We start from the raw sequence: 12401 nt of genomic DNA, 5'->3' as shown, positions 1-12401 counted from the left end.
GCATTATTCCGTAACATTGACCAATTGTGCAAGATACCCCACCTAACTAAAACGAGTAAATTGACGGTTTTCTGGTCTCCCGACGACGGACCTCCAGTCAGTCAACGCGTGAGGCCAATCGTTTCGGTGCGATCAACCGGTAGCTTCGTCGAACAATGGCCGCCACTTCCGACCAGTTGGGATCCTCGTCCAAGCGCATTCCAACCCAACCCTTGTGGCCGACATAGGGAGGGACGAAGAACCGTTCCGGATCGGCGGAAACCAGAACGTCCTGGCTGCCCGGCGGGGCCTTGCACCATACGGAGGCGCGACCATCGCCGCGCTTCTCCATCGCGAAAATCTTGTCGCGAACCCGGAAGGTCGGATTTCCCCAAGCCAGTTTCTCGCTGGCTTCGGGGAGGTCCAAACAGATTTCCCGAAGTTTTTGGGTTTCCGGGGCGTCCACGGTCTACCGCTTCACCAGCATCTCGCGCGGATGGTTGGTCAGGCATTCGGCGGGGCCGGAATCCCGGATCAGGATGCTTTCGGTGATTTCCAGGCCCCAGTTTTCCATCCACAGGCCGGGCATGAAATGGAAGGTCATGCCGGGTTTCAGTTCGGTCTGGTCGGTTTCGCGGAAGCTGATGGTGCGCTCGCCCCAATCGGGCGGGTAGGACAGACCGATCGGATAACCGCAGCGGGCGGAGCGTTCGATCTTGCCCTTCATCAACTCGTCGGCCAGTGCGATGGCGACGTCACAGGCGCGGTTGCCGGCACGGGCGGCATCGATCCCGGCTTCCAGCCCGGCCAGCAGCGCCTTTTCGGCATCCAGCATGTATTGCGGCGGCTCACCCAGGAAGACGGTGCGGCTGAGCGGCGCGTGATAGCGCTTGTAGCAGCCCGCAATCTCGAAAAACGTGCCGGCGCCGGACTGCATCGGCTGATCGTCCCAGGTCAGGTGCGGCGCGGCGGCATGCGGCCCGGTCGGCAGCAACGGCACAATGGCGGGATAGTCGCCGCCGAATTCCTCCGTTCCTGCGATGCCGGTCTTGAAGATGTCGGCGACGATATCGCATTTCCGCACGCCCGGTTCCATCCGCTGCGCGATCATCGTGTGCATCCGGCCGACAATGGTCGCGGCCTTGCGCATGTAGTCGATCTCTGTTGCGGATTTGACACCCCGCTGCCAGTTCACCAGACCGGTCGCGTCGGTGAAGGTCGCGTTGGGCAGGTTGGTCTGCAGCGAGGCATAGGCGGCGGCGGAGAAATAGTAATTGTCCATCTCCACCCCGATGCGCAGCTTGTCCCAGCCACGGTCCTTGAACTTGTCCGACAGGTGGTCCATCGGGTGGCGCTCGGTCGACTGCACATAAATGTCGGGATAAGGCAGGACGCATTCGTCGGGCATGTAGACGGTGCGGACCGCGCCGTTGCCATCCTGGCCCCGGCCCCACCACAGGGGCAGACCGTCCGGCGGCACGATCACCCCCTGATGGACATAGAACGACCAGCCGTCATAGCCGGTGAGCCAGGCCATGTTCGACGGGTCGGTGATGTAGAGAAGTTCGATGCCCTTCTCCTCCATGGACGCCCGCACCTTGGCGAGACGGTCGGCATATTCCTCAATGGTGAACGGCAGATCGGCAGCGGGCATCGCAAACTCCTCAAAGACGAATGGCAACCTGCAGGGATGCGCGAAGGAACTACTTCGGCGCGAGGCAGATTGCATATGCCGCCGATGCGTGACAAGAGGCTGGGCGGCGGCCATGATGCGCCGTTGGGGAGTGCACATGATCGCATTGGACGACCGGGATCTTAAAATTCTGACCGTGCTTCAGGCCGATGGACGCATCACGAAAGCGGCCCTGGCGGAGCGTGTTCACCTGTCCCCCACGGCCTGCTGGGAACGCCTTCAGCGACTGGAGCGGGCGGGGCTGATTACGGGGTATGAAGCACGCCTCAATCCACAACTTCTGGGTGGTGCGGCCGAGGTCATGATGTCGGTCGAGCTCGATAGTCACAAGGCCCAGGATTTCAGGGTTTTCGAAGATGGAATCCATGAAATTCCAGAGGTCGTCGACTGTTGGGCCGTCGGCGGTGGAATCGACTATTTGTTGCGTATCGTGACCAGCGATATCAAGGCCTATCAGACCCTTGTGGACGAGATCCTGAGCGCGGAACTTGGTGTGCGCCGTTACTATACCTATGTGGTAACCAAATCCATCAAGCATGGGCCGGTCCCACTGGCCCGGGTCGAATCCGTGCTGCCGAGGAATCCTCGGCGGGTCGGCTGAACTTTCGAAGAATCCTCGTGGTCGTCGCGGCGGATCGGTAAGTTCTTCGCCGCAAGAGCGGCTACAGTTTCGGTCAGTTCGCAATGCGACCCCGACAATTCAAGAGGTGCGTCATGACGCAGGAGCCCGTCTCTCCGCGCGAGAGCCTGTCCGATCCGTCCTTGTTCAAGGCAGACTGCTTTATCGCAGGCGCCTGGCAGGATGCGGCTTCGGGCGGCAGAATTTCCGTCACCGATCCCGGCAACGGGAATTCGATCGGCAGCGTTCCGTCGATGTCCGGTGAGGAGAGCCGCAGCGCCGTGGACGCGGCACAGCGTGCCTTCCCGTCCTGGTCGGTGATGCTGCCCCAGGACCGCGCGGCGATCCTGCGCCGCTGGTTCGAGGCGGTGCGCGATGCCAAGGAAGATCTGGCCCGGATCATGGTCCTGGAACAGGGGAAGCCGATTTCCGAGGCACGCGGCGAAATCGATTATGCCGCTTCCTTCATGGAGTTTTACGCCGAGGAAACCAAACGTCCGAATATCGAAGGCGTGACGTCCCACCTGCCCGATGCCGAGGTGGAACTGTGGCGGGAGCCGGTCGGCGTGGCCGCCCTTATCACCCCCTGGAACTTCCCCTGCGCGATGATCACCCGCAAGGCGACGGCGGCGATGGCGGCGGGCTGCACCGTTGTCGTCCATCCATCGAAGGAAACACCTTTCTCCGCCCTGGCACTGGCCGAAACCGCGCGGCGCGCCGGTGTTCCCGACGGTGTGTTCAACGTCGTCACAGGCGATCCGGAAACCGTGGTCCGTCCGTGGACCGACGATACCCGCGTCCGCGCCCTGTCCTTTACCGGGTCGACGGAAATCGGTCGCCTGCTGTATGAGCGCAGCGCGCAGACCGTGAAGCGCCTGGTCCTGGAACTGGGCGGACATGCGCCCTTTGTGGTGTTCGATGACGCCGATCTGGATATTGCTGTGGACAGCGCGATGGCCGCGAAATTCGCGACCTCCGGCCAGGATTGCCTTGGCGCCAACCGCATCTATGTGCAACGCGGCGTCTATGACGCCTTTTGTGAGCGCTTTGCCGCGCGTACCGCCGACCTGCGCATCGGCTATGGTATGGATGATCCGGATATCGGCCCGCTGATGAATGCGAATGCCGTTGCCAAACAGGTCGAACATGTCGCCGACGCCACGGAGAAGGGGGCGCGAATCCTGACCGGGGGGAAAGCGCGGGACGATCTGGGGCCGCTCTATTTCGAGCCGACCGTTCTGGCCGATGTGCCGCCCGATGCGAAGATCTTCCGAGAGGAGACATTCGGGCCGGTTGCCGCGATCACATCCTTCGAAACCGAAGGCGAAGTGCTGGCCCGGGCCAACGACACCGAATACGGGCTGATCGCCTATGTCCATACGATCGACCCGCGCCGCATCTTCCGGCTCAGCCGGGGGCTGCAGTATGGCATGGTGGCGGTCAATCGGACCAAGGTGACCGGCGCGCCGATCCCGTTCGGCGGTATGAAGCAATCCGGTCTGGGCCGCGAAGGTGCGCGTCAGGGCATGGAAGCCTTCACCGATGTGAAATACGTTTGTCGCGACTACGGCGACCTCACCCTAGTGGAGTAATGACGATGCTAAAAAACGAACCGCTCGAAGCCTGGGACCGCGACCACTTCTTTCATCCGTCGACCGCGATGGGTGCCCATGCCCGGGGCGAGACCCCGCACCGCATCATCGAAGGCGGCAGCGGTGTCTACATCACCGACAGCAACGGCAAGACCAGCCTGGACGGTTTCGCCGGCCTGTATTGCGTGAATGTCGGCTATGGCCGCAGCGAGATCGCCGACGCGATTTCCGAACAGGCGCACAAGCTGTCCTATTATCATTCCTATGTCGGTCATGCCTCCGAACCGGCGATCCGCCTGTCCCAGATGATTGCGGAGCGCGCGCCGGAAGGGTTGAACCATACATATTTCGGTCTGTCCGGGTCGGATGCCAACGAGACCAACATCAAGCTGGTCTGGTATGTGAACAACATCCTGGGGCGGCCGGAGAAAAAGAAGATCATCTCGCGCTGGCGCGGCTATCACGGGTCGGGCGTGATGACCGGCTCGCTGACTGGACTTGCGCTGTTCCATAACAAGTTCGATCTGCCGCGCGCACCGATCCTGCACACCGAGGCGCCTTACTATTATCGCCGGGAAAACCTGGATCAGTCGCCGGAGGAGTTTTCGCAGCATTGCGCCGACAAACTGGAGGAACTGATCCTGGCCGAAGGGCCGGACACGGTCGCTGCCTTCATCGGCGAACCGGCGCTGGGCACCGGCGGCCTGGTGCCGCCGCCGCCGGGCTATTGGGAGAAGATCCAGGCCGTCCTCAAGAAATACGACGTGATGTTGATCGCGGACGAGGTGGTAACCGGTTTCGGCCGTTTGGGGACCATGTTCGGTTCTGTCCATTACGGCATGGATCCGGATCTGATCACCATCGCAAAGGGCCTGACCTCCGCCTATGCGCCGCTGTCCGGCACGATCGTCCATGACCGTGTCTGGAAGGTGTTGGAACAGGGATCGGACGAGCTGGGGCCGATCGGGCATGGCTGGACCTATTCCGCGCATCCGCTTTGCGCTGCTGCCGGTGTGGCGAATCTGGAACTGATCGATCGTCTCGATCTCGTAGCCAACGCCGGCGAGACCGGTGCCTATTTCAACAAGGCGATGAAGGACGCACTGGCCGACCATCCGAATGTCGGCGAGGTGCGCGGGGAGGGCCTGCTCTGCGCCGTGGAATTCGTCGAGGACAAGGATAGCCGCACCTTCTTCGATCCGTCGAAGAAGATGGGGCCGACCCTGTCCGCCGCCGCTTTGGAGCAGGGGCTGATTACCCGCGCCATGCCGCAGGGCGACATTCTGGGCTTTGCGCCGCCGCTGTGCCTGACCCGGGACGAGGCGGACAAGATCGTGGGAATGGCTGCCGCGGCGGTCAAAGCGGTGCTTGGCTGATCCACGGCCTCTCGCTTAGTGTCGTGAGACGGGAGGTCTTGTGGAATGGTGATTAATCCGATCTCGCCGACGGTCGATTTCGACCAGGACGGCGTTCAGCATGGCTTTTTGAAACTGCCCTACAGCCATGACCAGTCGGCGTGGGGGTCGATCATGATCCCCATTACCGTGGTCAAGAACGGCACCGGGCCGACCGCCGTGCTGACCGGCGCCAATCACGGTGACGAATACGAAGGGCCGATCGCGTTGTATGATTTGGCCGCGAAGATCGATCCGGTGGATGTCAGCGGTCGGATCATCATCGTTCCGGCCTTCAACTATCCGGCCTTTCTGTCAGGGACCCGTACGTCACCGATCGACGGCGGGAACCTGAACCGGATTTTTCCGGGTCGCCCGGACGGTACAGTAACGGAAAAGATCGCCGATTTCTTTCAGCACCAGATTCTGTCACGGGCGGATTACGTTCTGGACATTCATTCCGGTGGCAGGACGCTGGAATTCGTTCCATTCGCCGCCTGCCATGTGCTGCAGGACAAGCGCCAGGAAAAACGCTGTGTCGAGGCGATGCAGGCATTCAATGCGCCCTATTCGCTGATGCTCCTGGAGATCGATTCCGTCGGAATGTACGACACGGCCGCGGAGGATCTGGGGCGCGTCTTCGTGTCGACGGAACTGGGGGGCGGCGGTTCGGCCAGTGCCACGACGATCCGGATCGCCAAGAAGGGAATCGAGAATTTCCTGAAACATGCCGGCATTCTGGCGGGCGAACCGCTGATCGAGCCGACGGTCAACCTCGATATGCCGGACGGCCGCTGTTATGTCTCCTGCGAGACGCCGGGCCTGATCGAATACACCGTCGAACTGGGCGATGAAGTCGAAGAGGACCAGGTCGTCGCCGTCGTGCATGAGATCACCCGGACCGGCCGTCCGCCGGCGCTGTATCGCGCCGGGATCAGCGGCATCTTCACCGGCCGTCACTATCCCGGGATGATCAATATGGGCGACATTGTCGCCGTCATCGCCGTTCCTGTTTAGATCTGACAATCATCACCGCGCGCCTGCGAAAGCAGGAGCCTGTTTGCCGTGTGTTCAGGGCACGCCCGCGACCGCCGTCCGCTTGTACAGATGGGTCAGGATGGCCGGCATGATGTACATCGGCAACTGCCAGATCGCGAAGTACAGGAAGATGTCGGGATGGGCCCCGGCGGGCAGAACGGCAAGGATCACGCCGACATTGCGGTTCGATCCGACGAAGCCGATGGTCAGCGCAACCCGCTTTCCAAAGGACAGCCCCGCCAGGGTGCCTGCGGCGAGGAACAGACCGTAGGCCAGGAAGGCAATTCCGGTCATGCCCAGCACATAGGCCGTTTCGGTCAGCAAACGGTCGGTCACCCCGTCCATGATCGCGACCGAGAAGGTCAAAAGAAGTGCCACCATGGCAAGGTCCATCGACTGTCGGGCGGCCTTGATACGGTCCGCGCCCAGCATCCGGCGCAGGATCAGTGCAACGGCCACGGCGCTGCCGATGAAGAGCGTGAGTTGCAGGCTCCACACCATCGGGTCGATGCCGAGATCGAAGCCCAGGAGGTGGAGCGCGATGAAGGGCAGCGTAAAGGGCGACAGCATGGTGGCAATGACCATGACCAGCATGGCCAGCGCATCGTCCAGTCCAAGGATCTGAGCCAGCGACGGGGTCGACATCAGCGGCGCCGCCCCGGCCATCAGAACCAGTGCAGCCGCCAGTCCGGGACTGTCCACCGGCAGCATTGTCAGAATGCCCCAGGCCAGTAGCGGGGTTACGACCAGCATCCAGAGCAGTGTCGCCAGAACGGCACCGGGTCGACGGATATGGGCAATGGATTGGGCTGGATCGATCCGGACGGCCGCGAGCGTCAGCAGGATCCAGATCGACGGTGCCAGGAGCGGCCGCGCAATCTCGGCAAGGCCGGGCGCGGCCAGTCCGATCATGACGCCTAGGGCGAGTAGCAGCGGTGCCCGTCTGGAGAGGGCGTTCAGAACATTGGATAACATGAAACTGGTCTAACCCGTACGCGCCGATTCCGCGAGATCGTTCCAGACATGCTGCTGCAGAATCTTGCCGCCGCGCAGCAGAAACCAGTCCGCATAACGAATTCCCTCAAAGGCCGTTCCGTCCGGCCATTCGCCGTAAAGCGTGCCGTAACAGGTCACGGCCGTTCCGTCCTCAGCCGGGGCGGCATCGAACCGTTCGAACCGCTTGCCGACCCAGCGGTATCGCGGCTTGGCCCAGTCGATCAGTTGTTGAAACTCGGTGAACCGACGACCGCCGGGGAAAATCATCTCGAAACCGTCCGCCGTGAGGGCCTTCGCGCCGTCGAGATCGCGCGATTCCATACATTTCAGGAAGCGTCGCACCACTTCGACCGGGTCGGGAACAGGCGGCCCGGGCACCTTGTCGGTACCGCCGCGCCGGTAGTTTGCCGAGGGCACTTCGCGGGCGACAATCGTCACGCCTTCGTCGGGCGCGGCGATGACGCTCTGAACCGCCTGATGCAGCGCCCTGGTCAGGCGCCGCCTGGTGTCTTCGTCATAGCCTTCGATCAGGGTGATTTCGACGATTGGCATGCCGGTATCCCGCGCTAGGGTCTGCTGACGGATGGCAGCCAGGTCGCGATCTCAGGGAAGACCACGATCAGCACGACCAGCAGCATCGCACAGCCCATGAAGGGCAGGGCGGCCAGACAGATGTCCCAGAATTTGGTGCCCGGTGGCGCTACCCCCTGCATAACGAAGAGCAACAGACCGAAGGGCGGCGTGGTGAAACTGATCTCCATCGCCAGCAGGACAATGACGGCAAACCAGATCATGTCGAACCCGAAGCTCTGCGCCAACGGGAAGAAGATCGGTACGGTCAGCAGCATCATCGACAACTGATCCATGAACATGCCGAGCAGCAGCAGGATCAGGAACATGACCCCCAGCATGACCATCGGGGAGATGTCGAGCCCGGTGACCCAGGTGATCAGTCCCGCGCTGCCGCCGGAAAAAGCCAGGGTCTTCGAGAAGGTCGCCGATCCGAAAATGATCAGCAGGGCAACGACGGTTACCCGGGTCGCCCCTTCCAGCGATTTCCAGATCGCCGCCAGTGACAGGGAACGGAAGGCAATGGCCAGCACGAGCACGCCCAGGCAGCCGAACGCCGCTGCTTCCGACGGGGTGGCCCAGCCGACCATGATCAGAAGGATGACGCCGATCACGACCGATACCATGGGCAGGATATCGCGCATCAGAATGACAATTCGCTCCGACCAGGGCGCGATGTCGACCGCATAGGCCGGCGCCGCGTCCGGGTCCAGCCGGGCGATCGCATAGATCAGAACCGCGTACATTGCTGCCAGTAACAGGCCCGGAACCACACCTGCGATCAGCAAGGCGCCGATATCCAGTTCCGCCAGCGTACCGAGGAGCACGGCCAGTGCCGAGGGGGGGATCAGCATTGCGATACCGCCCGTTCCCAGGATCGGGCCGATGGACAGAACCTTCTTGTAGCCGCGTCGGGACATTTCCGGGACCATCAGGGTCCCCAGCAGGGCGGTGCTGCCCATCGACGATCCGGACAGGGTGGCAAAGGCCGTGCCGCCTGCCACGGTGACATAGGACAGCCGCGCCGGAACGCGGCCCATCAAACGTTCCACACCGGAAAACATCCGGTTTGCGAGCCCGGTATGAAAGAATAGTTCCCCCATCAGCAGGAACATCGGGATCGGTACCAGTGCGAAGTTCGCCATCGAGCCGAAAGCATTGTCGGCCAGCGTGGCGATGCCCAGTTCAAGCTGATCGAGGAAGGATCCGTTGCCGCCGAAATAGATCATCGCAGCGACGATGTTGACCGCCAGAAAGGCAATACCGACCGGGAAACCGACCGCCATCAATACCAGGATGGCGCCAAGCAGGACCGTGAGTGTCCAGTACCATTCCATTGCGCTTACCGCCCCGCCCGAAAAGAGGTGTCGAGATTATTCATGGACGCCGGGTTCGCCGACATGGATCACTGACTGGCCGAAGACGAACCGCAGGAACTCGACCCCGGACAGGCCGAACCCGACAGGCATTGCCGCGATCACGACCCAGCGCTTGATATCCAACTGACCGCGCAACTCGTCGAACCGGTTCCAGGAGTAGTCTTCCCAGGTCAGCAGTCCGGTGTAATAGGCCAGGGTCAGGCAGACTACCGCACAGATCAGCGCCACTCCGCGTGACCAGAGGCGGCGGATGCGGTCACTCAACAGCGCGGTGACCAGTTCGATATAGACATGGGCCTTCTGCCGAACCAGCCACGGACAGCCCAGCATCAGGGCATAGATGAACCCGTATTCGATCACCGTGAAGGAATAGCGGTTATAGCTCCATCCCATGCTGCGGAAGGATGTGTAGTAGATGATCAGGATCATCATCGCTGCGATGTAAAGACAGGCCGCGACCATCAGGGCACGGACCAGCAGCGTATAACCCCTGTCGATTGTTGCGAGTGTCGACATTCCCATCTGGACCCGTCTAGAACGATGCGGGCGGCCCCCGTCCGGGGCCGCCCGACTTTCGATGTCGCGGCTTACTGGATGTAAAGGCCGCGCAGCTTTTCGGCGTGCTCCAGGGACGTTCCGTCGCTGGTCAGTCGTTCCGTCATCCGGCCGTAGGCGGATTCGATGGCCAGGTTCAGATACTTCTCTGCCGCCGGAACGGTATGAACCTGCATGCCAGCGGCCTCGAGTTCCGCCTTTTCCTGGCCGACCTCGGCCATGCGGGCGGCGCGGCTGGATTCCTCATGCGCCATGACGGTGTCGGCGACGATCTTCTTCGCTTCGTCCGACAGACCATTCCAGGTATCCAGATTCATGATGACGCCGATATCCGTCTGATAGAATTCCGGATCCAGACGATGGGTCAGGAATTCATCCCATTTCAGGCCCTTCACACCGATCGAGGTCCAGGCGCTGGCATTGACCACGCCCTTCTGGATCGCACCGTAGACATCGGTGACCGGCATCTGATGCGTTTCCGCGTCCATCGCCCGGAAGAAGGCGCCATAGATCGGGTTGTCGCGCATCTTCACATCGCTGAAATCCGGCATGCCTTCATCGTTGAAGACCGGCGCGTCCTTCAGATAGATGTGGAAACGCACGCCGCTGTCGACCCAGCCGAGATACTTCATGTTCACCCGCTCCTGGTGGAGCTTGTCGATGATGTCCATGCCGCCATTCGCACGCACCGCAGACGGGCTGCTGTTGGAGGTCGAGATCGCCTCGTTCTCCGGCAGACTGCGCGCGTAGAAGGCTGCGGGCAGGCAACTGATGTCGACCACACCCTTCTGGATCGCCGTCGCCTGTTCGAACATGCCGATCGAGTTGAACGGCTTCACGTCGACGCTGACGACGCCTTCGCCGGCGGCGTTCAGCTTGTCCGCCAGTTCCTTGCAGCTCTTGGTGTAGACCAGAAAATCCGGGAACGGATAAACCATCGACAGAGTGGTCTCCGCCTGTGCCGGCCCGTTTGCGCCGGCCGTCAGGGCCGCAGCAAAGCCCGCTGCGGCCAATACCGATTTGAACCCCTTACGCATGTCCCTAACTCCCTTCGTTCATTGCCTTCGATTGTGCGTGAGTTTCACACATTTGTCTTGCGCCTTGACCGGTCATCCCGGTTTGGCAGCGCTTATTGTGGTCCAGGGGAAACGCCAGGACCGGTTCTCCGCCGCCAAGGCGCCGGGGGATTCTTCAAACGGCTCGATTTCGATATCGGTAAAGCCGATTTGTGTCAGGATGGTCGGCAGATCCATCTCCGCCAGGGGCTGCATGAACGGCTCGTTGTTGCGCCGTCCGTGTCCGTAGTGGATGAACCGCGCGAACGCATCGGGCAGGTGATAGAAATCCAGATGCGCCATTCGGCCGCCCGGCTTCAGAACCCTGAAACTCTCCTGCAGCGCCTTTTCCACCCGGTTCGGCGGCATTTCGTGCAGGTACATGGTCGACGTTACCAGGTCCTGGGATTCGTCTTCCAGCCCGCTTTCGGTCGCGTCGCCCTGAACGAAGCGCACATTGCGGCGCTGCGCGTTCGCGGCGGTATGCGCGCCGAGCCGTAGGCATGGTTCCGAAAGGTCCATCGCGATGATTTCCGCATCGGGGTAGGCCTCGGCGAAAGGCAGGGTGCTTTTGCCGAATCCGCAGGCCATGTCGAAGATCGTGCCGGGCGGCACGGGCATCAAGGCCGCAACCTGATCGGTAAACCGCGTATGCAGGTCGGGATGCTTGGCACCCAATGTCGGGGTCGTCGAACGCGCGCCGCGTTCATAGACATAGCCGGCGATCGGGTCGCTCCAGACACCGCCCGGGTGCTGATGAATGTCCGTGCTTGTGTAATAGCGCGGCATTTCCAGATCCGGGTCGAGGGTCAACATGCCGTCGGGTAGGCCCCGGTCGTTCAGCGACGCCTCCAGGCCTTCTCTGTGCGCCGCATGATAGACCTGCAAGCCGTAGCGGCCACTATATTTGAACCGCTGCAGATGGCGTTCCAGCCAGGCAAAAATCCGATAGTCCGGATCGCTTTCCAGGATCGCGGCGACACCTTCCACCGCCTCCGGATAGGCCTCGGCCTTGGCTCTCAGTCGCGGAAACAGGTCGTGGGTCCAGCGCAGCTTCGCTTCAAGAAGAAAGGCCTGTGCGGCGGTGAAGGAGCGGCCGTTCAGTCCGGGGTCTCCGGGCGGCCTGTTAGCGGCACCTTGCTCGCTCACGACGACGCCCCCTTGGATTGCTGGCGCCCGGTCAGGTTGACGAACAGCCCGTCGATGAAGGCCTTTCGGTCCGCGGAGCGCGCCATGAGTTCCTCCGGCGTCGCCTCGGCGCGTAGCGCCTCCAGGTCCACACTCCCGTTCGCGGCCAGCGCGGATTCCAGCACGTCGACGCGGTCGCGCAGGACATAGACCTCAGTCGCGAGCGCCCAGGTCAGGCCGTACAGCCTGTCGAGCGCCGGGTCATCGAAGAACCGCTGTTCCGGTCGTCCCTCTTCATCCTCGGGCACCGCGCGCGTCACAATCAGGGCCTCCCTCCGCTGCGACCAGCAATAAAGATGTTGAAATCCTGCAAATGTTATACTGTTATGTCAATAGTGGTTTT

General features: G+C 61.8%; 13 protein-coding genes. 4 read left to right on the top strand and 9 right to left on the bottom strand.

Annotation, left to right across the window (positions count from 1 at the left end; translation table 11 throughout):
- Positions 1–97 precede the first annotated feature (97 nt).
- On the bottom strand, positions 98–406 hold the full coding sequence (locus R8L07_04215; GenBank protein ID MDW3204726.1) for an MmcQ/YjbR family DNA-binding protein: 309 nt from the start codon (positions 404–406) through the stop codon (positions 98–100).
- A gap of 42 nt (positions 407–448) precedes the next feature.
- A complete protein-coding gene (doeA, locus tag R8L07_04210) occupies positions 449–1633 on the bottom strand; it encodes an ectoine hydrolase DoeA (GenBank protein ID MDW3204725.1) in 1185 nt (394 codons plus the stop codon).
- A gap of 136 nt (positions 1634–1769) precedes the next feature.
- On the opposite strand from doeA, the gene R8L07_04205 reads away from it, so the two are divergent.
- From R8L07_04205 to doeB, 4 genes are all read left to right on the top strand, one after another.
- Complete coding sequence (locus R8L07_04205) at positions 1770–2273, top strand: Lrp/AsnC family transcriptional regulator (protein MDW3204724.1); 504 nt, start codon at positions 1770–1772, stop codon at positions 2271–2273.
- Between the two features lie 113 nt (positions 2274–2386).
- Complete coding sequence (locus R8L07_04200) at positions 2387–3883, top strand: NAD-dependent succinate-semialdehyde dehydrogenase (GenBank protein ID MDW3204723.1); 1497 nt, start codon at positions 2387–2389, stop codon at positions 3881–3883.
- A 5-nt stretch (positions 3884–3888) separates the two neighbouring features.
- A complete protein-coding gene (locus R8L07_04195) occupies positions 3889–5259 on the top strand; it encodes an aspartate aminotransferase family protein (protein ID MDW3204722.1) in 1371 nt (456 codons plus the stop codon).
- A 45-nt stretch (positions 5260–5304) separates the two neighbouring features.
- On the top strand, positions 5305–6294 hold the full coding sequence (doeB, locus tag R8L07_04190) for a N(2)-acetyl-L-2,4-diaminobutanoate deacetylase DoeB (GenBank protein ID MDW3204721.1): 990 nt from the start codon (positions 5305–5307) through the stop codon (positions 6292–6294).
- A gap of 54 nt (positions 6295–6348) precedes the next feature.
- Here the strand turns inward: doeB and R8L07_04185 are convergent, their stop codons facing one another.
- From R8L07_04185 to R8L07_04155, 7 genes are all read right to left on the bottom strand, one after another.
- A complete protein-coding gene (locus R8L07_04185) occupies positions 6349–7290 on the bottom strand; it encodes a hypothetical protein (GenBank protein ID MDW3204720.1) in 942 nt (313 codons plus the stop codon).
- 9 nt (positions 7291–7299) lie between these two features.
- Positions 7300–7863: a tautomerase family protein gene (locus tag R8L07_04180; GenBank protein MDW3204719.1), complete on the bottom strand. Its 564-nt coding sequence runs from the start codon at positions 7861–7863 to the stop codon at positions 7300–7302.
- Between the two features lie 14 nt (positions 7864–7877).
- On the bottom strand, positions 7878–9218 hold the full coding sequence (locus R8L07_04175; GenBank protein MDW3204718.1) for a TRAP transporter large permease: 1341 nt from the start codon (positions 9216–9218) through the stop codon (positions 7878–7880).
- Between the two features lie 36 nt (positions 9219–9254).
- Positions 9255–9776, bottom strand: a complete 522-nt coding sequence (locus R8L07_04170) for a TRAP transporter small permease (GenBank protein MDW3204717.1) — start codon at positions 9774–9776, stop codon at positions 9255–9257.
- A gap of 71 nt (positions 9777–9847) precedes the next feature.
- Positions 9848–10852: a TRAP transporter substrate-binding protein DctP gene (gene dctP / locus R8L07_04165; GenBank protein ID MDW3204716.1), complete on the bottom strand. Its 1005-nt coding sequence runs from the start codon at positions 10850–10852 to the stop codon at positions 9848–9850.
- A gap of 72 nt (positions 10853–10924) precedes the next feature.
- The gene (locus R8L07_04160; protein MDW3204715.1) at positions 10925–12019 is read right to left on the bottom strand and encodes a methyltransferase domain-containing protein; all 1095 of its coding nucleotides are present in this window, start codon (positions 12017–12019) and stop codon (positions 10925–10927) included.
- Positions 12016–12306: a hypothetical protein gene (locus R8L07_04155; protein ID MDW3204714.1), complete on the bottom strand. Its 291-nt coding sequence runs from the start codon at positions 12304–12306 to the stop codon at positions 12016–12018. The genes R8L07_04160 and R8L07_04155 overlap by 4 nt, the downstream gene beginning before the upstream one ends.
- Positions 12307–12401 lie beyond the last annotated feature (95 nt).

The organism is Alphaproteobacteria bacterium (assembly GCA_033344895.1).
GTDB lineage: Bacteria > Pseudomonadota > Alphaproteobacteria > UBA8366 > Aestuariispiraceae > Pacificispira.
This window is presented reverse-complemented; position numbering and strand designations above follow the sequence as displayed.